We start from the raw sequence: 25,699 nt of genomic DNA on the forward strand, positions 1-25,699 counted from the left end.
GGGGCGATAAGTGGAACATTATATTAGTTTATTTGTAAAAGCCGTTTTTATTGAAAACTTAGCGTTAGCATTCTTCCTAGGTATGTGTACTTTCTTAGCCGTGTCTAAAAAAGTAACTACATCAATTGGCCTAGGTGTAGCGGTTATTGTTGTATTAGGTATTTCAGTACCGGTTAACAACTTGGTTTACCATGCGGTATTAGCACCAGGTTCACTTGAGTGGCTTGGTTACCCAGAAGCAGATCTTAGCTTTTTACGTTTCTTAACTTTCATTGGTGTTATTGCAGCACTAGTGCAAATTCTTGAAATGGCATTAGATAAGTTCTTCCCACCGCTTTACAACGCATTAGGTATTTTCCTACCACTAATCACAGTTAACTGTGCAATTTTTGGTGCGGTAGCCTTCATGGTTGAGCGTAACTATAACTTCGGCGAGTCTGTTGTTTATGGTATTGGCGCTGGTGTGGGTTGGGCGCTTGCAATTACATTACTTGCAGGTATCCGTGAGAAAATGAAGTATTCAGACGTACCAGATGGTTTACGTGGTTTAGGTATTACCTTCATCACTGTTGGCTTGATGGGTCTTGGCTTTATGTCATTCTCTGGTATTTCACTGTAATAATAGCGAGGTCAATCATGGATATTTTCTTAGGCGTTGGTGTTTTTATCGCTATCGTTGTAATACTAGTTTTAATCATCATTGGTGCTAAATCTAAGCTAGTTGCAAGCGGTGATATCATCATCGGCATTAATGGCGATGCAGACAAAGCCATTAAAACATCAGCAGGTAGTAAGCTATTAGGTGCACTATCTGAGTCAGGTATTTTCGTATCTTCTGCATGTGGTGGCGGTGGCTCTTGTGGCCAGTGTCGCGTACACATTAAAGAAGGCGGCGGTGATATTCTGCCAACTGAACTTGACCACATCTCTAAAGGTGAAGCACGTGAAGGTTGTCGCCTAGCGTGTCAGGTTAATGTTAAAAACGACATGGAAATTGAACTTGAAGAGTCAATTTTCGGTGTTAAAAAATGGGATTGTGAAGTTATCTCTAACGATAACAAAGCGACGTTCATTAAAGAACTTAAGCTACAAATTCCTGATGGCGAGTCAGTGCCGTTCCGTGCGGGTGGTTACATCCAGATCGAAGCGCCAGCTCACCATGTTAAATATGCAGATTTCGATATTCCTGAAGAGTATCGTGGCGATTGGAACCATTTTGGTTTCTTCGATCTGGAGTCAAAAGTAGACGAAGAAACAATTCGTGCTTACTCAATGGCTAACTATCCAGAAGAAGAAGGCATCATCATGCTTAACGTGCGTATCGCTACGCCGCCGCCAAGAAACCTAAGCCTACCATGTGGTAAAATGTCTTCGTACATTTGGTCACTTAAAGAAGGCGATAAAGTAACTATTTCTGGTCCATTTGGTGAGTTCTTCGCTAAAGACACAGACGCTGAAATGGTATTCGTAGGTGGTGGTGCAGGTATGGCACCAATGCGTTCACATATCTTTGACCAACTTAAGCGTTTAAACTCTAAACGTAAAATTAGTTTCTGGTATGGTGCGCGTTCTAAACGTGAAATGTTCTATGTTGAAGATTTTGACGGCCTAGCTGAGCAAAACGAAAACTTCGTTTGGCACACAGCGCTTTCAGATCCGCAACCAGAAGATAACTGGGAAGGCTACACAGGCTTTATCCATAACGTGTTATTTGAGAACTATCTTAAAGATCACGAAGCGCCTGAAGATTGTGAGTTCTACATGTGTGGTCCTCCAATGATGAATGCGGCTGTTATCACTATGCTTAAAGACTTAGGTGTTGAAGAAGAAAACATCTTACTAGATGATTTCGGTGGCTAATACCCAAACTGATTAAATTTAGTTAAAATACCAGCCTCGTCGCATTTTATGTGACGAGGCTTTTTTATATTAATTTTTAACCTATTAAGTAGGGTTGTTATGAACAAAGTAAATACTCCCCAGGGCATAATCGCCTTATTTATAATCACGCTGACTTTACTATTATCTGGATGTGGAAAATCAGTCCCAGAGGAAACCTACTTAGAAGGTAAAACGATGGGTACAACTTACCACATTAAGTTTTACGCTGAGCAAGTTGACCCTCAAGCAGTACAAGCAGAAATCGATGCGGTTTTAGTTGATATCAACCAGTCTATGTCGACCTATATCGAAGATTCAGAAATAAACACCTTTAACCGTTTAGATGCCAACGAAGTAATGCCAATCAGTGATGACTTCAGGGCAGTTATTAGTGAATCTATGCGTATAGGTAATTCAACTAAGACCCTAGATGTGACTATGGGGCCGTTGATAGATTTATGGGGGTTTGGCCCAGATAAAAAACCAACAAAGCGCCCAACGAATGAAGCTCTGGCAAATATGATCAATAACATTGGTATAGATAAGCTGGTCCTTAACGAGCAAGGCTTAGCAAAAACGATGGCTGATTTAGAGTTGTCGTTTTCGGCTACAGCAAAAGGATATGGTATTGATAAAGTGGCTGAGCTATTACAAAGCAAAGGCATTACAGATTACATGGTTGAGATTGGCGGGGAGTTACGTATTGCTGGTACAAAACCAGACAATCAAGCATGGCGAATAGCAATTGAACAACCTGATGCAAACCCAGGTGAGCGAAAAGTACACCGTGTACTTGCACCAGGCAATAACGGTATTGCCACCTCAGGTGATTATCGAATCTTTTATACAATGGATGGCGAAACCTATACTCACCTTATTGATCCTATGACAGGGATGCCAATTAAGCATGACTTAGTTTCTGTTACAGTTTTACACCCTAGCGCTATGACGGCCGACGGTTTAGCGACTGCTTTAACGGTTATGGGAATGGAAAAAGCACAACGTTATGCGCAGCAGCATGATTTACCAGTGTATTTAATTGCTAAATCGGCACAGGGGTTAGTCACTTATTCAAGTCCTGCGTTTAAGCCTTATTTATAGTCTTTAGGTTTATATCCTTATCATGAGGGTATATAATGCAATGAGCTCAGATATGATGTTTGGGCTCATTTTATTGCTGAACAATAGGGGCTAAGCAATGTCACTTTTTTTTCTAACCTTTGGCTTACTTATTTTAATTGTCGCTGCAATGGCGATAGGCATGATAGTACAAAGAAAATCGATGGCGAGTAGCTGCGGAGGCCTAGGCTCTGTAGGTATTGATAAAGCATGTGATTGCGATGATCCATGTGATAAACGCAAAAAGCGTCTAGCCAAAGAGCAAGTATGGAAAGAAAACCAAATTCTTTAAATAGGGTATCCCTGTTTAAACAAAAAACCTCTCGTAGCTCACTACGGGAGGTTTTTTATTTATATCGGCATAAATAAATCATCAGCCGATAAAATAATCGTGTTTTTATCTTGAACAGAAAATTCTCTTTGTTATACTCATGCCCGAACTTTCAGTAAGTTTTGAAAGTTCTATTGATGCGGATCAAAACTAGCTTGGCAAAATAGTGCTAATGCGTTGAGACTGTATTTCATGTCACTGTATAAGGCTTTACGGCTGCAACCTTTTTTGTTGCCACGGTGTACTCCGAATTTTGTTATTAGTCATTTTAATAGGTTAATGTTTTTGAACTCACTTTCTTTGTTTCATACCAGCGCTTTGCTTACCTTAGGTAAGTCAGTGTTGCATGAGCGCTTTAAAAAAGCGAAAAAGGGCGTGAGTGTGGCTGTAACATTATTAGTTTTTAATGCCGTTATGTTGCTTAGTGGCGCTATTGAGGATGCCTTTAGGCTTGAAGCATTGGTCAGTGATGGCTTTTTTATAGAGCCATTATTACTGACAATTGCCGAATTTTTAGCTCATCCCATCTTATCGTGTCAGTTACTTATTGGCCTTTGTTGGCTATTGTTCCACATGTTTCCAGCGCGTCGTGCTGGGATAATCCTCCGTAAAGCAGCCTTTGCTTATAGCGAGGCTAAAGTTCAGCAACCAGTGCAAGCTGCGCATGGTTGTCGTGCTCCACCTAGCTTTACAGGTTGTCTGTTTACCCATTAATTTTATGGGTATAGGTTACACTTGTGGTATCTAATTATTTATTCTTGCTGTAAATAACGATTACTTTCATTGTAGCTTAGTGTTTTTTACACACTCTCAGCCAACCATACCTCACCCAAGTTAATTTTTATTGCGTTATATTAATGTGTTTAAAAAAGCTGGGTTGGTTCTGCTAGGTGGTTTTATTAAGCCAGTGGTCAATACTTCATGCTTGCATTCGCTCTGCATTATTGTAATTCAATCTTAATTAACTTGGGTTTTTATCAAATATCGTTGCTAAATATTTTTGGCAGCTAATAAAAACTCTTTAGGTTTTAGGATAGTCCCTTGTTAATTCGTAACCTTTTTAATATTGCTTTAGCTAGTATGGCGCTGATCTTATCAGGCTGTAATGGCGGGGTACTCGACCCAAAAGGGCAGATAGGTATTGATGAGAAAAATCTGATCATCATCGCCACTGTGCTTATGTTGTTAGTTGTGATCCCCGTTATTGTGATGACTTTATATTTTGCTTGGAAATACAGAGACACACAAAACCATGAAATTTACGCACCAAAATGGGCTCACTCTAATAAGATTGAGGCTGTTGTATGGGCGGTTCCTATTGTTATTGTTGTTATTTTAGGTGTGATCACCTGGCAGTCAACTCAAGAGCTTGACCCCTATAAACCGATAGAGGGTAAAGGTGAACATCTTACTGTTGAAGTGGTGTCACTTAATTGGAAATGGTTATTTATTTACCCTGAACAAGGTATTGCCACGGTAAACGAATTGGTATTTCCTGCTAATGTTCCGGTTGAATACAAAATCACGTCAGAAAGTACCATGAACTCGTTTTTCATTCCTCAGTTAGGTAGTCAAATCTACTCAATGGCGGGTATGGAAACTAAGCTGCATTTAATTGCTAATGAGCCTGGCACGTTTAAAGGCTTTTCGGCTAATTACAGTGGTGCGGGTTTTACTGGTATGAAATTTAATGCCATCGCAACGCCAACAAAAGCTGACTTCAACCAGTGGGTTGAACAGGTAAAAACTAACGCTAATAACCTTACTCATGCCAATTATGTTGAGCTTGCAAAAGCAAGTGAGAACAACCCAGTCGCTTACTATGGCAAGGTTGATGACGGTTTATTTCATACCATAGTGATGAAATACATGCAGGCGCATGGCGATATGAATAAAAAACATCATGCCATGGGTAAACATCAGCAGATGAGTAATGAGCATCAAGCAATGGGTAATCATTCAATGCCATCATCACACAGCCAGGGCGAGGAATAATCATGTCGTTTTTAGGTAAATTATCTATAGATGCAATTCCGTTTCATGAACCTATTATCATGGTTACCATGGCGGTGATTGCTGTTGTCGGGCTTATTATAGCTGGGCTAATAACAAAATATAAAAAATGGGGTGTGCTTTGGCGTGACTGGATCACCTCGGTTGATCATAAACGCTTAGGCGTTATGTACATTTTATTAGCACTAATCATGCTGTTTCGTGGTTTTTCTGATGCCATTATGATGCGTGCGCAGTTAGCGCTTGCTACCAGTGGCGCGCCAGGTTATCTGCCGCCAGAGCATTACGACCAAATATTCACTGCTCATGGCGTTATTATGATCATCTTTATGGCGATGCCATTTATGATTGGTTTAATGAATATTGTTGTACCACTGCAAATTGGTGCCCGTGATGTGGCTTTTCCATTTTTAAATAATTTAAGTTTTTGGTTTACTGCCAGTGGCGCCATTTTAATAAATTTATCACTTATATTTGGTGAATTTGCCAAAACAGGCTGGGTTGCTTACCCACCGTTATCGGAGTTGACCTTTAGCCCTGGGGTGGGGGTCGATTATTATATTTGGGCTTTGCAAATATCGGGGCTCGGTACGCTATTAACCGCTGTTAACTTCCTAGTGACAGTATTTAAAATGCGTGCCCCTGGTATGACTCTGATGAAAATGCCAATTTTCACATGGGCATGTACGTGGGCAAATATCTTAATTGCGGCATCATTTCCAATTTTAACCGCAGTGCTCGCCATGCTAACGCTAGACCGTTATTTAGATTTCCACTTCTTCACTAATGAAGCAGGCGGTAACGCCATGATGTATATCAACCTGTTTTGGGCATGGGGCCACCCAGAGGTATACATTTTAGTATTACCAGCTTTTGGTATCTTCTCTGAAATAGTGTCGACCTTCACTGGTAAACGTTTATTTGGTTATAAATCGATGGTATATGCCAGCGGTGCCATTTCTATTCTTGGCTTTATTGTATGGTTACACCACTTCTTTACTATGGGTTCAAGCGCTAATGTAAATGCCTTCTTTGGGGTAATGACCATGGTCATTGCTGTCCCTACTGGGGTTAAGTTATTTAGTTGGTTGTTTACTATTTACCGTGGTCGCTTGCGCATTACTGTGCCCGTACTGTGGACGCTTGGTTTTATGGTTACCTTCAGTATTGGTGGTATGACGGGGGTATTACTAGCAATCCCTGGTGCCGATTATGTATTGCATAACAGCTTATTCTTAATCGCTCATTTTCATAACACCATTATTGGTGGCGCAGTATTTGGTTACTTAGCTGGTTTTGTTTTTTGGTTCCCCAAAGCAATGGGCTTTAAGCTTGATGAACGTTGGGGTAAAGCATCATTTTGGTGTTGGTTAATCGGTTTCTTTGTAGCCTTTATGCCATTGTACGTACTTGGCTTTTTAGGCATGACACGTCGCTTAAATCACTCAAATAATCCTGATTGGAATATCTGGCTTTATATTGCTGCAGTGGGCGCCGTGATTATTATGTTCGGTATTATTTGCCAAGTTATTCAGCTTTATGTGAGCTTTAAAAACCGCGAAGCGCTTGATGACACCACCGGCGATCCTTGGAACGGTCACACCCTTGAATGGTCAACGTCATCACCACCACAATATTATAACTTTGCTGAAATCCCGCATGTTGATGATATTGATACATGGACTGATATGAAAGAAAAAGGCCTAGCTTATCAAGGTAAATCTAGCTATAGCCCAATTCATATGCCAAAAAATACCGCATCGGGTGTGCTTATTGCTGCGAGTTTAACGGCGTTTTGTTTTGCCATGATCTGGCATATTTGGTGGCTAGCAGGGCTTGGTTTTATTGGCGCGATTGCGCTGTTTATTAACCGTGCTTACACCAGCGATGTAGATTACTACGTGCAAAACGATGAAATATTACAAATAGAAGGCGCGCATATTGCCAGTAATACGAAGGAGGTAAGCGCATGAGTACGTTATCTGCAACTCAAGGCCATGTAAATTTAGAGCCTCATAGCGTAAGTCATACGCATGAGCATCACGATACCTCTGGCGATACAATCTTTGGCTTTTGGCTTTATTTAATGACCGATTGCCTTTTATTTGCCTCATTTTTTGCAACCTACGCAGTGCTTTATATGAACACCGCAGGTGGTGTATCGGGCAAAGATATTTTTGAGCTTGATTTTGTTGCCGTAGAAACTGCGGCGCTACTTATTAGTAGTATCACTTTTGGTTTTGCCATGATTGCCGCTCAAGGGCAAAAAAAGGCGCTGACGCTTGGTTGGCTCGCGGTCACTTTTTGTTTAGGCGCGGTGTTTATTGGCATGGAAATTTATGAGTTCCATCATTTAATTGTTCATGGCAATGGCCCACAGCAAAGTGCTTTTTTAACATCGTTTTTCTCATTAGTGGGTTTGCATGGTTTACATGTAACTGCAGGCCTTATCTGGATGAGCATAATGATGATAGAAGTGATCAAGCGCGGTTTAGGTAAACAAACCGTCACGCGCCTAAGTTGCTTAAGCTTATTTTGGCACTTTTTAGATATTGTGTGGATTTGTGTATTTACTGTTGTTTATTTAATGGGAGCAATGTAATGAGCCATAGCGAAACGCATGCTTTAGCGAAAATGCAAAGCCAACATCATGATCAGTCACACGGCAGTGTAAAAACCTATCTTATTGGTTTTGTCTTGTCAGTGATTTTAACGGCCATTCCATTTTGGATGGTGATGGAGGGCGATTTTTCAAAAGTCACCACGCTTTTGAGTATCGTTACTTTTGCAATCGTGCAAATTTGGGTGCATTTAAAATACTTTTTACACCTTAATTTCACCACCGATGAAGGCAAAGCGAATACCTTTACCTTCTTGTTTAGCGCGTTGATCATCGTCATGGTGGTTGGACTGTCTGTTTGGATCATTTATGAATCAAACGCAATGATGATGTATTAGAGGTTTCAGATGTTTCGTCGTTATTTAGCTGTTACTAAGCCAGGTATTATTATGGGGAATTTGATCAGCGTTGCCGGTGGTTTTTTACTTGCCGCCCGCGGTGATATAGACCCATGGTTAATGTTGGTTACCTTGGTTGGTTTATCGCTTGTCGTTGCATCGGGATGTGCCATAAACAATGTTATAGATAGAGACATTGATGTTGCTATGGCACGTACTCGCTCACGTGTAACTGTAACGGGCGAAATGTCTGCAAAAGCCGCTTTAAGCCATGGCGTGTTATTAGGGCTAATTGGCTTTGGCTTATTAATCGCCTTTACCACTCAAGCGGCGGTATTTTTTGCCGCCTTTGGCTATGTCATTTATGTAGGGGTGTACAGCCTCTACATGAAACGCAACTCTGTTTACGGCACCTTTATTGGTAGTCTGTCGGGCGCAGTTCCACCTGTTGTTGGCTATTGCGCCGTTACGGGTGTGTTCGATATGGGTGCATTAATACTGTTGGTGATGTTTAGTTTGTGGCAAATGCCGCACTCATATGCGATTGCTATTTTTCGCTTTAAAGATTACCAAGCCGCTAATATTCCAGTATTGCCCGTGGCGCAAGGTGTTAACAAAGCTAAGCGCCATATTGTGCTTTATATTGCGGTATATGCTTTAGTGGTGATGCTATTGCCAATTAGTGGTTATACCGGTGCTGCCTTTATGGCCGTTGCCTGTATTACCAGTTTTTGGTGGTTACTCATGGCACTTAGAGGATATCGCTACAACATAGACACCACCCGTTGGGCACGCCAAGTGTTTGCGTTTTCTATTATTAATATTACCGCTTTGAGTATTGCCATGGCGGTAGATTATCAAACAATTGCGCCACAACTAGTGGCGCTAAACTGATCTTAAACGATCAATGAACCGAGTTAATTCCCAAAGTTAACCAAAGGCTCTGAGCATTGCGAGGAGCCTTTTTTCGTCCCTAAAACAAGGCTAAGTTATTTACTTAAGCTTTCAGCATCATAAAACATCGGTTTCAATGTGCCACAATTTATAAACTTATAATTGAGCTCACCAGCAGAGGGCACTTCAGTTGAGGTGCGAAACTTTTGTAAACAGGCACCACTTAAATCAACAAACATAATATGATGATAGCTTGGTGGCTGAGTTATTTGGTGAATATAAATACGCTCATTATTTTTTAGCGTAACCATATCGTACTGTTGCCATTTTGAGGCTGGGCTTAAATCAGTTAGCTCACGAGTAAATAACTGCTCGCTAAGCTCTATTAATTTATCACTGTAAACTAAGCTACCTCCTTGTCTAAAATCTCCAAGGTATACATCTGCGGTAATCGCGACTTCTTCGCCTCGCATTAAGCGTTGAATATTAAACGGCTTTGATTTTACTGTAACTAACTCAGCGTCACGTACTAAATCTAAAAATGGAATATCAGATACATCTACCTTGTACATAACATGTACATCATAAGGAAGCTCAAAGCTTGGAATGTTAATCGCGTATACACTTGAACCCTTATTAACTAATACCATGGCATGCTCTGCTTCATACTTGGGGTTTAATGGCGGAAGTTCTGGTGGCTCTTCGGCATTAGCAAGCGAGCTGGTACAAAATATAATGCTGATAAATAAATATACGAAGTAGGGTAGCCGCATAATAACCTCAATTAATTTATAGATATAAAGTGTAGTATACATTTATACATAATTATCTTTAGTTATATTTTAGTAAAGCTTAAACGTGATACACACTAAAGCTTTAGCGTGTATCAGTACATTTAGGGTTAGCTATTATCTAATTGCTTTTTTCACTTCGCGCCAGTCAATAATTTTAAAGTTTTGTGGTTGTAGGGGCATGCGATTGTAGCCATCTTGTACTATAAGCATGCCTTCAGGATAACCAGGCACAGCCGTTGCTGTAACGGTTAAACCGTCAGTTTCACCTACGCCATCAATGCCTTTATCTAGGTTTGCAATTACATTAAACTTACCTGCAAAGCTTAGACTAGGCTCTGTGTCATCTGAGATTTTATAAAGCACATAGCTATTATCGCCTTGGCTTGATACTACTAAATAGCGAGCATCATTAGCATGATAAATTTCCATACCTTCAACATCTGCCACCAGTTGCTCATTAACACTTTGTAGCTTTACTGCTTTGTTACCAGCGGTAGGCTCTGCACCGATATACCAAATGCCTGCATCTTCTTCACCTGCAAATAGTTGGCCTAGATTATCATCAGCACTACAGCCTTCAGGTTGGCTTGGTAGAGTAAACTCTCTAACCAGTTCACCACTTAAATTACTTTGCTCACCGGTGAGTTTATACTGCTGAAATAAACCTGATTTATCATTAACAAACACGTAATGGCCAGACTCAGAGGAATACATACACATACCGTAAATCTCAGGTAGGTTAGTGGCTATTTCTGTCACATGGTTTACTTGGTTATCGCCATCTACAGTAAATACGCTAATGCTATTAAGAGTACGGTTACTGGCAGTGATCCACGTATGGGTCTGGTTGTTTATACCTTGATGTTGGCGCACATCAACATTATTTAAACGGCCAACATTAAGCGATTGTACTTTGCTGCCAGCAAGGTCATAAACCATCAAGCCGCGACGTTTATCAGTGCCTAAAATTAAGCTTTTTTTAGCGTCTTGCTCATTAATCCAAATAGCCGGATCATCTGCTGCATCACCAAACGCAGCAACCGGTGTAGTTTGTGCGCTGGCATGAAGGTGAGTCATCGCGACATTGTTTTGTGAAGTCGCTGTTTGCGCTGTGTAGTTAACGTTTGCTTGAATGTAAGCGCCTGTTTCATCATCAATTAATACCAGCTGGGCTTGACTGTCATTGATAAAGCTCGCTGCAACAGACTCTATTGTGTGCTCACCTGCCAGTAACCATTGGCTTAGCTTGTCTGTTTGAGCTTGGTAAGCATAAACCACATTACCATCAGTGGCACTCAGCCATAAAGTACCGTCTTGTGATATCGATAGGGCCCCAATTTCACTGTTTAATTCGCCGTAGGGTTGTACCAAAGCCACAGGCTGCTTATTGGCATCAGATTCTGCATCCGCGTTAATAGCCCACACTCCGAGATCTGCTTCACCCACATACAGAGTTTTGGTGTCATCATTAACAGCACAACCTGAAGCCTCAGTGACCGCAGAGAACTCACGTACTGCGATATTTTTAGCTTGGTTAGTGGCTAAATCATAAATAACCGTTTCGCTGATCAAGCCGCGAACATCCGGCACAAACGCTGATACAGTCTTGGTATTGCTGTTTTTAAATAAACACACTGTATCAGGCTGGGCTTGAGGTGGACTAATGCGGGTGAGTTCATTTAGCTGCCAAGTTCGGCCATTTTTTATAAGCTTAAAAATAGCTACGTTGTCTTGGCTTTTATCAAGGCTGGCGAGTAAAAACTGCTGTGCTGATAATTGCTTTAGTGAAATTGATTCAAAGTTACCGGCTAACAGCACACTGCTTTTCTCGTTATCGGCAAGTAATAAGCCCTGGCTTTCGCTCGCCATTAGCCATTGATTATTACCTAGAGCTGCTGCTTGTGAGCCTTGCATGTTTTGTTGTGGGCCAAATAATTTGGTTTCAATGTCTGTTTTTTCAATATATGTTTTTTTTGCAACTGCTGCATTATTTTGCGTATCGTCATTACTTGTACAGCCGCTTACTGCAGTCATTAGGAGTGCACTGACAAGCACAGCTGAAATTGTATTTAGTTTAAAGTTCATTATTTTATCCTTTACTTATCTATGTGCTTTTCAGTGCTAAAACGTACTTCACCAAGGTGATTAATCGCGCTCATTGTTAGCGTTTCGCCATTGATAGAGACACTTAAAAAGCCCGGTGTTGCTTCTGCGTAGCGGGTAAATTCACGTTGTTTTACAAACCGTGCTTCACTGCCACCACCAGAGACAAAGTGAGCCACCTTGCTATTTTTTGGTTGATTGTATTGCAAGTCGTGCTCGTGCCCTGCGATATAAACGTGCACGTTATGGCGTTCTAAAATAGGTTCTAAAATGTCGCGAAGACCTTGGTTGCGACCAAAGCGTTTACCGCTAGAGTAAAGCGGGTGATGGCCAACAACAATTTTCCATTTTGCGTTACTGCCAGCTAGTTGGGTTTCAAGCCATACCAATTGTGTTTGATAGCTTTGACTTTGGGTTGAGCGGTATTTTTCACGGGTTTTATATTCAGGTTGAATCGGGTTGGTATCTAAAAAAACCATTAACACTTGCTCGTTGTTTTCAAGTGCAAATGTTTTACTGTAGTACCTTGCTGGTAATTGCCAGCGCTGACTTTTTGCTGTGTAGTCAATTTGTGCTTGAGCATTACCAAGGTAATCGTGATTCCCCAAAACAACATACCAATCTTCAAATGTGTGAGGGCCGTGGTATATATTCTCAAAGGCTGATTGCCAAAGAGGATCGTTCACACTTGCCACACCATTTGGGTAAAAGTTGTCGCCGGTCGAGACAACAAAATCGGCATCGGTTTGGTACATGGCGATTTCTAGCTGATGAGCCACCTCTTTTTGATAAAAGTGGCCGTTGTGTCCCCAATCACCAATAACCATAAAGTTAAGGCTATTAGGTAACGTAGTTAACTTGGCTATTTTTTGTTGTTGATATAGCGCATCTTTATAAATAACGGGCTCACCAGCACTAAGCGCTGATGAGCACAGTAGCGCGGCCATTATGAAAGACAATTTAAACATGTTCTATCTCCAAAAAAGCACGCGATGGCTTGCCAATACGTGCTTAAAATGACAATACGTGTGATTAGAATGCGTAACGTAGCATTACTTGAATCACTGGACCTGCTTCTTCAGACTCAAGCTCGTACTCATCAAAGTTACGATTATTTTGATCATCAAGAGAGTCAAACTTGTTGAAAACTTCATCTTTACTGGCATCAAGTAGGTTTGAACCAACTAGGCGAAGCGTTACATTTTCCCAGCGTTTTTCTACGAATAACTCTAAATCAGCACCATAAGAGGTTGTCACTTCTTCACCCACAAAGCGTCCGTATGCATCACCTTGATTACGGTACGTTGCACCAAATGATGCGCCAAGTGTTGGTAAATCTTGGATAAAGCCTACGTTATAAACATAATCAGATTGGTCATTAAATTTACGCTTACCAAAGCTGTCTTCAACTTCACTGTCGAGCCAAGAGTAATTTAAGAAGATTCCAGTGTTAGGCATGTTCAAGGCGCTTAGTGGAGTTGATAAATCAAACTCAACACCTTGAACTGTGCCATCACCAGTATTTTGTGGTTGCAGTACAAATGTGCCTTCGCCTTCAGAGCCTTCAACACCGGTACTGGCAATTTCAATAAGGTCGCTAACGTCACGGTAAAATACGTTTACACCAACAACACCACTTTTACCTAAACGGTATTCGTAACCTAAATCGATACCCCAAGACGATTCTGGTTTAAGGCTTGGGTTACCTAAAAAGTCATTATCGGCGAGCTCTTTTTCAAGTAAGGCGGGTGTCATGTAGTCAAAGTCAGGGCGGCGTAAGCTGCGAGCAACAGAGGCACTGACTCGTCCGTTATCGCTGATGCTATAACGAAAGTGAGCCGACGGTAAGAAAAAGTCATAATCATTCTCGGCAGTTACGCCTTCATTGGTATCAGTAATACTTGAATCAGTTGACTCCCAGCGCACCCCCATCTCCCACGAGAACACATCCGCTTCATGCTTGATTAGCGCAAATAAATCAAAACGGTCTTCTTCTAGGGTATTAACGCCACCAGCCACTGGTTCAAAGGCGTTGTCAAAACCGGCAAGAGTCAGTGGATTCTTAGTAAATTGATCCCAATTGGTAAAGTCTTTTTCAAGCTCATCTTCAGCGACAAAAATAGCGGTATCGCGCTCTTTGCCTTGTATAAAAGCACCAAATTGGATTTCTTTTGAATCACCTACTAGTAAGCTGTGCTGCCATTGTAATGACCATTCTTTATCATCGATATCAACGGTTTCTTCTGCTTCTTCAAATACCATTGGAAGTTCTGAGGTATCAAGCTCAACTTCTTGTTCGTAAACAGACTCTTCAAAGCTGGCGTAACCCACTTTAAATTTACTGGTGCCGCCGAGCAGAGGTAATTCATAGCCAGAATTAATGTTGTAGTTGGTTTGATTAATAAACGAAACGTTTGCGTTATCTGAGAGTAAATTACCCCCTTCAACAACAGAGCCTGACGTTGCCGTTGGGTTGTCGTATTCAAAAGAGCGTTCGTCTTCAGTACGGTCGGTATCAACCCACATAGCACTAATGTCAAACTTACCGTCATTATCAAATACCTTCTCAAAGCTGGCATTTAAAGAGGTATCATCGCCATCACGGGTATCAGATTGATCTTCACGGTTATCAAAATCGTCTGTTGCGTAATTCGGGTTATTTTCAGGGCTATCGCCATAACGTCTGCTTGATTTTTGTTTTGGGTTATAACGACCTTGTAAATTAGCGCCTAACAGTAAACGCCCACCTGCAAACTCAGTGCCGTAAACGCCCGCAAGGCTCTCTTTTATTTCGCCATCATCATAACGTAAGCCACCAGCGCGAATATAACCGCCGTCTAAGCTATAGCCATCGCGTAGTACAATATTAAGCGTACCTGCTATGGCATCGGCAGAGCGGTTGGCACTAGATGAGCGAATAATTTCTACACGCTCAATTAATTCTGCAGGAATACGGTCAACAAAGAATGAACGGTCAGCACCTGCGCCCGGAACTTCCTCGCCATTAATAAGTACTTTTGTGTAAGCAGGGCTTAAGCCTCGCATACGTGCGCCGTCTGATTCCAGTACATCAGATAAAAAAGTAACACTAGGAACACGCTTTAATGCATCACCTGCGGTGAGTGGTTCAAAGCGCTGAAAGTATTCTTGTGAGTATTCAAGCGTGGGCGCTAGTTCTTGCGAGCGGTTGCGATAACCAATCTCGCCATATACCACAAGTTCTTCAGAAACCTTTACTTCAGGTTCTCTTGGTGATGTTTGTTCTTGTGCATTCACGCTAACACTAAATTGGCTCAGTGCTAACGCCGCCACAACAGCATTTAACTTAAATTGTTTCATTGATTTGCTCCGGTTGTCCTTGGTTTGGTGAGCAAACTAAAAAAAGTTAATGACGCTAATGTGACAGTTTTACCGTTAATTCCTGACAAAACGCCAACTTAGTGCTTTTTAAACAGACATTTGAGCTGTTTAAACACGGCTCCAGCGCACTAAAGATGGTTATTACTAGGTTAAATACCTATAAATTTTAATCTCAATGTCATATCAATGAGCCAATATGACCCTGCCGAACACAGCATGACTAAGCTAGCATGCAGACCAACATAGACTAAAGAAGCCACCCTAATGCGATATAACCCATTTACCAGCCATGCAAAATTAACCAACACCATCATTTTATTATTGGTTATTGCTGTAGCAATATGCGCTTACTTTGGCGAACTTAAGCAATGGCAAGACATTGCGTGGCTCGATATTGTTGGTGAGGGCGGTATTGTGTTGATGACACTCAGCTGGATAGTTGCGTTACTTATTTCACGACCGCCAGGCAAAGTAACTACCTTATTAGTGTTAGGTTTAGGTTTGTTTATGTTCTCAGCCACGCTCGATTTACTCGATGAGTGGTTAAAGCAACCTTCACAATTATGGCTCACCTGGTTTGAATCACTGCCAGCGCCGTTTGGTATGTCGCTTACCAGCGCTGGGCTTTATTATTGGCACCAAGAACAGTTTGTTCTAAATCGTCAGTTACGTCGTCGTGAAGCGCATCTGCGAGAGCATGAAAAAGTCTGTCCTGTAACAGGGTTATACCGAGTTAACTACTTACATTCACTCATGCAGCAACAACAAACAGAGCAGCAAGGCGGCACTTTAGGCGTTATTGATATTCGTGATTTTGCAAAGTTTAATGCGCAGTTTGGTTTTAGTGAAGGTGATAGGTTACTAAGAGAAATTAGTGATTTATTAGTAATGAATTGCCGTTTGAATGATGTGCTTTGTCGCTATGCTGGCGATTGTTTTATTGTGCTTATGCCGAATACCAGCCAAAGCCAAGCCAAAGAATTACTAGCGCAAATGAAAGCGGCGCTTAACCATTGTGCGTTTAAAGTCGCAAAAAGCAAAGGCGCACAGTTCCAGCATATTTTAACCGCCACCATGGCAATGGATTTAGCGCAAGATCCAGTGCAGCAAACCAGCCAGTTACATCAACAATTACAACAAGAAAAGGCCCTTGTAGGTGCAGCAGTATATTAGCCTAGATGATAAATACCTCAGCGCGGAGGGAATGATCACTGCGCTGGTGGAGCTTGCTCAAGGGCGAGGGATCCCGCTGCATAAATTGCTGCGTGGTACGGGTATTTTTGAGCAAGATTTATATGATCTATCACAGCGCTTTAGTTTATCCCAGTTATTGGCTTTAATTAGCCAGTTTAAAGCCTTAATGAAGAGTAATGATAGTGGCTTTTTACTGGGTCATCAATTGGTTAATGACGTTAGCCCAGCAGTGCAAAGTGTGCGTTTAAGCCCCAGTTTAGGTATGGCTTTAAAGCAATTACAACAAATTAGTACCGTTATTGCCCCTTTATTATTTACCCGTAAGCATATATTTAAAGACGATTTATATCTGTACTTGCAACCGAGTATCGGTATGGACGAGTCATTAAAAAATTATTGTTTTGAAATATATAGCGCTGCGTTAATGAGCTTGCTTAAACGAGTATGTAATGTGTATCCACATTGTTATTTTGACTTTACCTGTAAACGCCCTCGGCATATTCAAGAATATGAGCAGCACTTAGGCTTACGAATACGGTTTGAACAACCCTATACCCGTTGGCACTTTAATAAACAACTACTTAAGTGCACAAACCCAGAGGCTAGTCAGCTTAGGTGGCAGCAGTGCATAGCGCAAAGTGAGTTACATAAGAATGTATCACAGTCTTTTGTTGAGGCTGTGTGCCAGCGCATTTACCGTGATAAAAACAACAGCCTTGCTAACAGTGCTGAGCATTTTGCCATGAGCTCTGCTACGTTTAAACGTAAGTTAAAACAACACGGTGTCAGTTATTCTCAATTACAAGATGAGCAAAATAAACTTAAAGCTCTGCATTTACTGGGGGTGTGCCAGCAAGGTAATGAACGAGTGGCTGATCGGCTTGCATTTTATGATATTCCTAATTTTCGCCGTGCATTTAAGCGTTGGACAGGTATTACGCCGAGTCAGTTAAAAGTATAATTAAAAACTGGCAGCTTGCTCTATAACAATGCCATGACGTTTTGCTAGGCGCTGATGATCTCTGTCATAGCCTCCACCAATCACAGTGGCTACAGGTGTATTATTTGCAAGGCAACGCTTAAGCACTATGTGGTCGCGCTTTTCTATTCCTTGCCAACTAATATCCAGTTTGCCTAAGCCATCCTCTTGCCAAATATCAACCCCAGCATCATACAAAACCAGATCTGGGTTAAGCTCGTGTAATAAAAATTGTAGCGTATCGTCAACAATACCTAAGTATTCAGCGTCTTGCATATTATTGGCTAAACCAATATCTAAATCGCTAGGAGACTTTCTAAATGGGAAGTTTTTCTCACAATGTATTGAACAGGTAAACGCATAAGGTTGATGAGCCAGCATGGCTGCGGTGCCATCACCTTGGTGAACATCTAAATCAAAAATCAGTACGTTGGTAACTTCACGATTTTGAATTAACGTTTGTGCGGTAAAAGCTAAATCGTTCACCATGCAAAAACCCGAGCCAAAATCACTGTGGGCATGGTGAGTGCCGCCCGCTAAATGGCACGCAAGACCACTTTTAAGCGCTAAACGCGCAGTTTGCAGTGTCCCTAATGGGGCGGTAAATGTGCGGTTCATTAGTGCTTGCGACCAAGGTAGGCCTATACGGCGCATGGCTTTTTCATCTAGGCGATTATGCCATAAATCGTGAATGTAGTTTTCACAGTGCACTATTTCTAACTCTTCAACACGACCATGTGGTGGCTCTATGATATTGCTGCCAGCAAGCCCAAGGGTTTTAACATGCTGGTATAGCTGCGCAAATTTACTCATTACAAAGCGGTGTTTGGGATCAAAACTAAACGAGTAATTAGGATGATAAACTAAAGGTAGATTGGGATTTAAACTCATATCTGCGTCGTTTAATTATTTTTGGTTATGGTAATCAACTTCACGCAGTGCGTCTATTTATGTTTGGTAAATAAGCGTTTCAAGCTCACGGTGTAATAATGTTTCATCAGCAAGGTTTAGTTCAACCAAGCGCTTTAAATGCGTAATGCTGTCTATATCAATGTTATGACATTTAAGACCAATATGGTTTTCTTCTATGTGACGAATAACCACCGGCATTTTTATTTCAATATCGCTTTGTGGCAAGGTAAAACGTAATATTGCTTCGTCATTTTTGTTGCATGTAAAGGCATCGCTTTTAGTGATCAGTGCACCATGTAAAGAAATATCTAATAGGGTACATGCATACTGGGAGCTAGCCGTTTCCAATTGCGCTGCTGTAGAGAACATAATACGAGAAAATTGCCGACGGTTTTGCATAATAATCTTATAAAGTTGTTATTTATAATAAGCATAGCTGGTAATGCTCAACACGCCAATTTGCTCAAAGATAAAAATAGCTCGCATAAAAAAGCCCCGCATAAAATGCAGGGCTTTTAACTTATTCACTGTGGCTGTTAGCCAATTTTTTTGTACTTAATACGCTTAGGCTGTGCAGCTTCTGCGCCAAGGGTCTTTTTAAGCCACTCTTCGTACTCAGTGTAGTTACCATCAAAGAAGTTAATTTGGCCTTCGTCACGGTAATCTAAAATGTGTGTAGCAATACGGTCAAGGAACCAACGGTCATGCGAGATACACATGACACAACCAGGGAATTCTAAAATAGCATTCTCAAGAGCACGTAATGTTTCAACGTCCAAGTCATTGGTTGGCTCATCCAGTAGCACTACGTTGCCGCCTGCTTTTAACAGCTTAGCTAGGTGTAAACGGTTGCGCTCACCACCAGATAAGTCTTTAACAAACTTTTGTTGATCGTTACCTTTAAAGTTAAAACGGCTAACATAAGCACGGCTTGGGAACTCAAAGTTACCAATTTTTAGTACATCTTGGCCATCAGAGATTTCTTGGAATACCGTTTTGCTTTCGTCCATGTTGCCACGGAACTGATCAACAGTTGCCAGTTCTACTGTTTCACCAATGCTGATATTACCGCTATCTGGCTGCTCTTCACCGCTTAGCATTTTGAATAGCGTTGATTTACCTGCACCATTGGCACCAATAATACCCACAATAGCGCCTTTAGGCATGCTAAAGCTTAAATCATCAATTAAAACACGGTCGCCAAAGCTTTTACGTAAGTTGTTTACTTCTAATACTTGGTCACCTAAACGTGGGCCAGGTGGAATAAACAATTCGTTGGTTTCGTTACGTTTTTGGTAATCAGACTGTTGTAGCTCGCTAAACTGTGCCATACGCGCTTTTGATTTAGCTTGACGACCTTTAGGATTTGAACGCACCCATTCAAGTTCTTGTGCAATTGATTTTTGACGTGCTTTTTCAGATTTTTGCTCTTGCTGTAAGCGGGCATCTTTTTGCTCAAGCCAAGACGAGTAGTTACCTTCCCACGGAATACCTTCACCACGGTCAAGCTCTAAAATCCAGCCAGCAACATTATCAAGGAAGTAACGGTCATGCGTTACTGCCACAACGGTGCCTTCGTAGTCATGTAAGAAGCGCTCTAACCAGGCAACCGACTCAGCATCTAAGTGGTTAGTTGGCTCATCGAGAATAAGCATATCTGGTTTTTCAAGTAACAAACGACAAATAGCAACACGACGGCGTTCACCACCTGAAAGGTGCTCAATTTTAGCGTCCCACTCAGGTAAACGCAGAGCATCGGCAGCACGCTCTAATACGTTATCAATATTATGACCATCGTGCGCTTGAATAATCGCTTCTAATTCACCTTGCTCTTTAGCCAGTGCGTCAAAGTCAGCGCCTTCCATTGCGTATTCGTTATACACTTCGTCAAGGCGGTTAAGGGCATGTTTTACTTCACCCACAGCTTCTTCAACAATTTCACGAACTGTTTTGCTTTCGTCCAAAACAGGCTCTTGCGGCAAGTAACCAATTTTAGTGCCTGGTTGAGGGCGAGCTTCACCTTCAAAATCTTCATCAACACCTGCCATAATGCGTAGTAATGATGATTTACCAGAACCATTTAGACCTAGCACACCAATTTTTGCACCAGGGAAAAAATGCAACGAAATATCTTTTAAGATAGTGCGTTTTGGTGGCACAACCTTAGATACTCGACTCATCGAGAATATAAACTTATCAGGTAAAACCATGGAAGAAGCCTTCAATAATAATAAAAATTTCAATGCTGTATTGTAGTGGCTCACAGGTGAAACAGTCAACGAATGGGGCTGTTTTAAAGTACATATTCAATTTGTACAAAACGCGTGAATAAATTTCATTTAGACATCTATACATCTAGAGGTTGATATTTTTGACATTCTGTTCATAATGAGAGCGTATTAATTCTCGGTTTTTATGAGCAGGAGCTTTAAGAATGCCAATTACAGTAGAAGACGAATTGCCAGCTATTGCACGTTTACGTCATGAAAACGTGTTTGTAATGCCAAAAACGCGTGCAAAAACGCAAGAAATACGCCCTATGCGTTTGGCTATTCTTAATCTTATGCCTAATAAAGTAGAAACCGAAGTACAGTTTATTCGCTTGTTGGCTAACTCTCCGCTGCAAGTAAATGTTGAGCTATTACGCCTTGATACGCACCGCAGCAGTAGCAACTCAGAGCAACACTTAGATACCTTTTATCGTTACTTTTCAGAAGTGAAAAACAATAATTACGATGCACTATTAATTACCGGTGCGCCTTTGGCACATTTAGAGTATGAAGAAGTGGCGTATTGGGAAGAATTCAAAGTGATTATTGATTGGGCCGAGCAGCATGTAACTTCTACTTTGTTTTCGTGCTGGGCTGCCCACGCGGCTTTATATCACCGTTATAATTTAAAGCGCGATTTAAAAGACAATAAACTTTGCGGAGTGTTTACCCATCAATGCTACTTTGCCCATGGTGCACTTACCCGCGGCTTTGACGATACCTTTTTAGTGCCGCACTCACGTTATGGCCACATAGATATAGATAAAATAAACGCTTGTGAAGAGCTGGTGGTATTAGCGGGCTCTGAACGAGTCGGGGCTTATTTACTTAAAAATAAATCGGGCAGCCAAGTGTTTATTACCGGCCACCCAGAATACGATGCCGACAGTTTAAAAGCCGAATATGAGCGCGATTTACAAAAAAGCCCTGATGCGCCAAAGCCCGAAAACTATTTTCCTGATGACGATACCAGCAAGCAACCGTCTAAAACATGGCAAAGTCACGCGTTTTTACTGTTTTCAAACTGGTTAAATTATTACGTTTACCAAACCACACCCTATGATATTAACTTAGTTAGCCAAGACGTAAGGACTAACAACTATGCCGAATAATCCTCAAAACAATAAGCATCAAGAGCTGAGCGCTGCGCTCAAACAGCGCATTTTAATTTTAGATGGTGCAATGGGAACCATGATCCAAGCGCATAAGCTTGAAGAGCAAGACTACCGTGGTGAACGTTTTAAAGATTGGCACGTGCTCATTAAAGGCAACAACGATTTATTAAGCCTAACCAAGCCTGAAATTATTACTGATATACACCGCAGCTTTTTAGCCGCCGGAGCCGATATTATCGAAACTAACACCTTTAACTCGACCACCATTTCGATGGAAGATTACGACATGGCGAGTATAAGCCGTGAAGTTAATTTAGAGTCAGCTAAGTTAGCCCGCGCTGTATGTGACGAATTTAGTGCTAAAACCCCAGAAAAACCGCGCTATGTAGCAGGTGTTTTAGGGCCAACATCTAAAACCTGTTCGTTATCGCCGGATGTAAACGACCCCGGCTATCGTAATATCACTTTCGATAAGTTAGTGACTGCGTATGTTGAGTCGACCCTGGCGCTTATGGAAGGCGGTGTAGATATTATTTTAATCGAAACCATATTCGATACGCTTAATGCAAAAGCGGCATCGTTCGCAGTAGAAGAAGCGTTTGAACAAGCAGGGCGCAAATTGCCAGTGATGATATCAGGCACTATCACCGACGCTTCAGGCCGCACGCTTTCAGGGCAAACCACCGAAGCATTTTATAACTCTATTCGCCACATTAAGCCGCTTTCAATTGGCTTAAATTGCGCTCTTGGGCCAGATTTACTGCGCCAATACGTTGAAGAGCTATCGCGCGTGTGCGAAACCTTTGTCTCTGTTCACCCTAACGCGGGCTTACCCAATGAGTTTGGAGAATACGACTTAGAAGCAGACGACATGGCAAAAGAGATCATAGATTGGGGTAAATCGGGCTTTATTAATATTGTTGGCGGTTGCTGTGGCACTACGCCTGCGCACATTCGTGCCTTTGCTAAAGGGCTTGAAGGCACAGCACCACGAAAATTACCTGAGCTTGAAGTGCGTATGCGTTTATCAGGCCTAGAAGCCTGTAACTTAAATTAGGAGCCGCCAATGACCCAACAAATTGCAGTATTTACCAATGTCGGCGAGCGTACTAACGTAACTGGTTCGGCCATGTTTAAACGTTTGATCATGGAAGAAGACTACGAGACCGCCCTTAATGTGGCCCGCGAACAAGTAGAAAATGGCGCCCAAGTTATTGATATCAACATGGACGAAGCCATGCTGGACTCAAAAGCGGCCATGGTGAAGTTTTTAAACTTAATTGCCTCAGAGCCTGATATTTCTAAAGTACCTATTATGGTCGACTCCTCTAAATGGGAAGTAATAGAGGCAGGCTTAAAGTGTATTCAAGGCAAGGCCATTGTAAATTCAATATCGCTTAAAGAGGGTGAAGAGCCGTTTATTCGCCAAGCTAAAATTATAAAACGCTTTGGTGCCGCCGCTGTTGTAATGGCATTTGATACTGACGGCCAAGNAAGCCGATACTGCAGACCGTAAGTTTGAAATTTGTGAGCGCAGCTACCGTATTTTGGTTGATGAAATTGGCTTCCCGCCAGAAGATATTATATTCGACCCCAACATATTTGCCGTTGCCACCGGCATAGAAGAGCACGACAACTACGCCGTAGAATTTATTGAAGGCACCCGCCGTATTAAGCAAAACTTACCGCACTGTAAAGTGTCGGGTGGGGTATCAAACGTATCGTTCTCGTTTAGAGGTAATAACCCAGTACGTGAAGCGATTCACTCGGTGTTTTTATACCATGCTATAAAAGCGGGTATGGATATGGGCATAGTAAACGCAGGGCAACTTGCGGTTTACGACGACATCCCCGAGGAACTTCGTAAAGCCGTAGAAGATGTAATTCTTAACACCGACCCCGGTGCGGGCGAGCGCCTTGTTGAACTTGCGCCTAAATATTCAGGCATGGCACAAGCTGAGCGGGTAGAAGATTTAGAATGGCGCACTTGGCCTGTAGAGAAGCGCTTGGAGCACGCCCTTGTAAAAGGCATAACCACCTTTATAGATGAAGATACAGAAGAGTGCCGTGCTGGCGCCGATAAACCTATTCACGTCATTGAAGGGCCACTCATGGATGGCATGAACGTGGTTGGGGATTTATTTGGTGCCGGTAAAATGTTTTTACCCCAAGTGGTTAAATCGGCTCGTGTGATGAAGCGAGCCGTGGCCTACCTTGACCCATTCATTGAAGCCGAAAAAGAAGAAGGCGCCACCAACGGTAAAATTGTTATGGCTACCGTAAAAGGTGACGTGCATGACATAGGTAAAAACATCGTAGGCGTTGTACTACAATGTAATAACTACGAAGTAATCGACCTTGGCGTAATGGTGCCAGCAGATAAAATACTGCAAACCGCGATTGACGAAAAAGCCGATATTATAGGCCTTTCAGGCTTAATTACCCCGTCGCTTGATGAAATGGTACATGTTGCCAAAGAAATGAAACGTCGTGGCTTTGAGCTACCGCTCATGATTGGTGGGGCAACCACCTCAAAAGCGCATACCGCAGTAAAAATAGAGCCGCAGTACGACAAAGGCGTGGTGTATGTAAATAACGCCAGCCGCGCTGTGGGTGTGGTGTCTAACTTACTTTCTAAAGAGCATAAAGCAGAATTTTTAGCTAAAACCACCGCCGAGTACGACAAAGTACGCGAACAACAAGCACGCAAAAAGCCGCGCTCAAAACCAGTTACCATACAGCGCGCCCGCGATAATGCTGCAAAGCTCGATTGGGATAACTACACACCACCCGTGCCTAAAAAGCTGGGCGTGACCGAGTTTAAAAATGTATCAATCGCGACTCTACGCAAATACATAGACTGGACGCCGTACTTTATGACCTGGTCAATCGCCGGTAAATATCCGCGCATAATGACCGACGAAGTAGTGGGCGAACAAGCACAAAGCTTGTTTAAAGACGCCAACGACATGCTCGATGAGCTTGAAAAGTCAGGCACTTTGCAGCCATTAGGTGTTATTGGTTTATTCCCAGCTAACCGTGTGGGCGATGATATAGAAATTTACACCGACGAAACGCGAAAAGAGCTATTAACTACCTCATGCCATTTACGTCAGCAAACCGAAAAAACCGACTTTGCTAACTACTGCCTAGCCGATTACATTGCGCCAAAAGGCACACCCGATTACTTTGGTGCGTTTGCGGTAACGGGTGGTTTAGAAGAGGACGACCTCGCCAATGCGTTCGATGCCAAGCAAGACGACTATAATAAAATAATGGTAAAAGCGGTTGCCGACAGACTCGCTGAAGCGTTTGCTGAATACTTGCACGAACAAGTGCGTAAAGAGTATTGGGGTTATGCACCGGATGAAAACCTCGCAAACGATGAACTAATACGTGAAAACTACCAAGGTATTCGCCCAGCACCCGGTTACCCAGCGTGCCCTGAGCACACAGAGAAAAAGAAAATTTGGCAGTTGCTCGATACCGAAAAACGTATTGGTATGCAGCTCACCAGCTCGTACGCCATGTGGCCAGGTGCTGCGGTTTCGGGTTGGTACTTTTCACACCCACAAGCGAAATACTACGCCGTAGCGGCAGTACAACGTGACCAAGTGGAAGACTACGCCAAGCGAACAAATATGACGCTCGCAGAAGCCGAAAGGTGGTTATCGCCTAACTTGGGGTATGATCCTGATTAGAAGAGCAGCAGTCAAAAGTTGAAGCGGTCAGTTTTTAGCTGTCAGCTATCAGTAAAACAAAAACGAGCCAAGTTA

21 protein-coding genes and 1 pseudogene are annotated in these 25,699 nt (G+C 42.1%); 15 read left to right on the forward strand and 7 right to left on the reverse strand.

Going from position 1 to position 25,699, the window contains the following annotated elements:
* Positions 1 to 10: 10 nt before the first annotated feature.
* The 10 genes from nqrE to cyoE all read left to right on the forward strand — a co-directional run bounded on the left by nqrE (position 11) and on the right by cyoE (position 9,196).
* Positions 11 to 619 carry an NADH:ubiquinone reductase (Na(+)-transporting) subunit E gene (gene nqrE, locus L641_RS0110790; RefSeq protein ID WP_006791490.1) on the forward strand — a complete coding sequence of 203 codons (609 nt, stop codon included), beginning with the start codon at positions 11 to 13 and terminating at the stop codon, positions 617 to 619.
* A gap of 17 nt (positions 620 to 636) precedes the next feature.
* The gene (nqrF, locus tag L641_RS0110795; protein ID WP_008111899.1) at positions 637 to 1,860 is read left to right on the forward strand and encodes an NADH:ubiquinone reductase (Na(+)-transporting) subunit F; all 1,224 of its coding nucleotides are present in this window, start codon (positions 637 to 639) and stop codon (positions 1,858 to 1,860) included.
* A 99-nt stretch (positions 1,861 to 1,959) separates the two neighbouring features.
* Positions 1,960 to 2,982, forward strand: a complete 1,023-nt coding sequence (locus L641_RS0110800; RefSeq protein ID WP_024601890.1) for an FAD:protein FMN transferase — start codon at positions 1,960 to 1,962, stop codon at positions 2,980 to 2,982.
* Between the two features lie 97 nt (positions 2,983 to 3,079).
* The gene (gene nqrM, locus L641_RS0110805; protein ID WP_010391098.1) at positions 3,080 to 3,292 is read left to right on the forward strand and encodes a (Na+)-NQR maturation NqrM; all 213 of its coding nucleotides are present in this window, start codon (positions 3,080 to 3,082) and stop codon (positions 3,290 to 3,292) included.
* A gap of 324 nt (positions 3,293 to 3,616) precedes the next feature.
* Positions 3,617 to 4,045, forward strand: a complete 429-nt coding sequence (locus L641_RS0110810) for a hypothetical protein (RefSeq protein ID WP_024601891.1) — start codon at positions 3,617 to 3,619, stop codon at positions 4,043 to 4,045.
* Positions 4,046 to 4,372: 327 nt separating this feature from the next.
* On the forward strand, positions 4,373 to 5,326 hold the full coding sequence (gene cyoA, locus L641_RS0110815) for a ubiquinol oxidase subunit II (RefSeq protein ID WP_024601892.1): 954 nt from the start codon (positions 4,373 to 4,375) through the stop codon (positions 5,324 to 5,326).
* A gap of 2 nt (positions 5,327 to 5,328) precedes the next feature.
* Positions 5,329 to 7,317: a cytochrome o ubiquinol oxidase subunit I gene (gene cyoB / locus L641_RS0110820; protein WP_024601893.1), complete on the forward strand. Its 1,989-nt coding sequence runs from the start codon at positions 5,329 to 5,331 to the stop codon at positions 7,315 to 7,317.
* Positions 7,314 to 7,946, forward strand: a complete 633-nt coding sequence (cyoC, locus tag L641_RS0110825; RefSeq protein ID WP_008111916.1) for a cytochrome o ubiquinol oxidase subunit III — start codon at positions 7,314 to 7,316, stop codon at positions 7,944 to 7,946. Before cyoB ends, cyoC begins: the two co-directional genes overlap by 4 nt.
* A complete protein-coding gene (gene cyoD / locus L641_RS0110830) occupies positions 7,946 to 8,302 on the forward strand; it encodes a cytochrome o ubiquinol oxidase subunit IV (protein ID WP_024601894.1) in 357 nt (118 codons plus the stop codon). Before cyoC ends, cyoD begins: the two co-directional genes overlap by 1 nt.
* A gap of 9 nt (positions 8,303 to 8,311) precedes the next feature.
* Positions 8,312 to 9,196: a heme o synthase gene (gene cyoE / locus L641_RS0110835; protein WP_008111919.1), complete on the forward strand. Its 885-nt coding sequence runs from the start codon at positions 8,312 to 8,314 to the stop codon at positions 9,194 to 9,196.
* Positions 9,197 to 9,291: 95 nt separating this feature from the next.
* Here cyoE and L641_RS0110840 read toward each other — a convergent pair whose 3' ends face one another.
* From L641_RS0110840 to L641_RS0110855, 4 genes are all read right to left on the reverse strand, one after another.
* Positions 9,292 to 9,969, reverse strand: coding sequence for a hypothetical protein (locus L641_RS0110840; protein ID WP_013464357.1), 678 nt, complete (start codon positions 9,967 to 9,969; stop codon positions 9,292 to 9,294).
* 135 nt (positions 9,970 to 10,104) lie between these two features.
* Entirely contained in the window at positions 10,105 to 12,075 is a 1,971-nt protein-coding gene (locus tag L641_RS0110845) for a phytase (protein WP_024601895.1), read from the reverse strand.
* 11 nt (positions 12,076 to 12,086) lie between these two features.
* Positions 12,087 to 13,061: a metallophosphoesterase gene (locus L641_RS0110850; protein ID WP_024601896.1), complete on the reverse strand. Its 975-nt coding sequence runs from the start codon at positions 13,059 to 13,061 to the stop codon at positions 12,087 to 12,089.
* A 64-nt stretch (positions 13,062 to 13,125) separates the two neighbouring features.
* The gene (locus L641_RS0110855) at positions 13,126 to 15,432 is read right to left on the reverse strand and encodes a TonB-dependent receptor (RefSeq protein WP_024601897.1); all 2,307 of its coding nucleotides are present in this window, start codon (positions 15,430 to 15,432) and stop codon (positions 13,126 to 13,128) included.
* Positions 15,433 to 15,717: 285 nt separating this feature from the next.
* On the opposite strand from L641_RS0110855, the gene L641_RS0110860 reads away from it, so the two are divergent.
* Positions 15,718 to 16,626 (forward strand): GGDEF domain-containing protein, encoded by a 909-nt coding sequence (locus L641_RS0110860; protein WP_024601898.1) that lies wholly within the window; start codon positions 15,718 to 15,720, stop codon positions 16,624 to 16,626.
* A complete protein-coding gene (locus tag L641_RS0110865; RefSeq protein ID WP_024601899.1) occupies positions 16,610 to 17,608 on the forward strand; it encodes an AraC family transcriptional regulator ligand-binding domain-containing protein in 999 nt (332 codons plus the stop codon). Before L641_RS0110860 ends, L641_RS0110865 begins: the two co-directional genes overlap by 17 nt.
* Here the strand turns inward: L641_RS0110865 and L641_RS0110870 are convergent, their stop codons facing one another.
* From L641_RS0110870 to ettA, 3 genes are all read right to left on the reverse strand, one after another.
* Entirely contained in the window at positions 17,609 to 18,517 is a 909-nt protein-coding gene (locus tag L641_RS0110870; protein WP_024601900.1) for a histone deacetylase, read from the reverse strand.
* A 57-nt stretch (positions 18,518 to 18,574) separates the two neighbouring features.
* Positions 18,575 to 18,937, reverse strand: coding sequence for a PilZ domain-containing protein (locus L641_RS0110875; RefSeq protein ID WP_016899382.1), 363 nt, complete (start codon positions 18,935 to 18,937; stop codon positions 18,575 to 18,577).
* A 137-nt stretch (positions 18,938 to 19,074) separates the two neighbouring features.
* Positions 19,075 to 20,748 (reverse strand): energy-dependent translational throttle protein EttA, encoded by a 1,674-nt coding sequence (gene ettA, locus L641_RS0110885; protein ID WP_024601901.1) that lies wholly within the window; start codon positions 20,746 to 20,748, stop codon positions 19,075 to 19,077.
* A 224-nt stretch (positions 20,749 to 20,972) separates the two neighbouring features.
* On the opposite strand from ettA, the gene metA reads away from it, so the two are divergent.
* The 3 genes and pseudogenes from metA to metH all read left to right on the forward strand — a co-directional run bounded on the left by metA (position 20,973) and on the right by metH (position 25,624).
* Positions 20,973 to 21,920 (forward strand): homoserine O-succinyltransferase, encoded by a 948-nt coding sequence (metA, locus tag L641_RS0110890; RefSeq protein ID WP_008465491.1) that lies wholly within the window; start codon positions 20,973 to 20,975, stop codon positions 21,918 to 21,920.
* Complete coding sequence (locus tag L641_RS0110895; RefSeq protein WP_024601902.1) at positions 21,910 to 22,980, forward strand: homocysteine S-methyltransferase family protein; 1,071 nt, start codon at positions 21,910 to 21,912, stop codon at positions 22,978 to 22,980. The genes metA and L641_RS0110895 overlap by 11 nt, the downstream gene beginning before the upstream one ends.
* Before the next feature lie 9 nt (positions 22,981 to 22,989).
* A pseudogene (gene metH / locus L641_RS0110905) lies at positions 22,990 to 25,624 on the forward strand (methionine synthase).
* The last annotated feature ends 75 nt before the right edge of the window (positions 25,625 to 25,699 follow it).

The sequence above is a fragment of the Pseudoalteromonas sp. TB41 genome (assembly GCF_000497975.1).
GTDB classification, from domain to species: domain Bacteria; phylum Pseudomonadota; class Gammaproteobacteria; order Enterobacterales; family Alteromonadaceae; genus Pseudoalteromonas; species Pseudoalteromonas tetraodonis.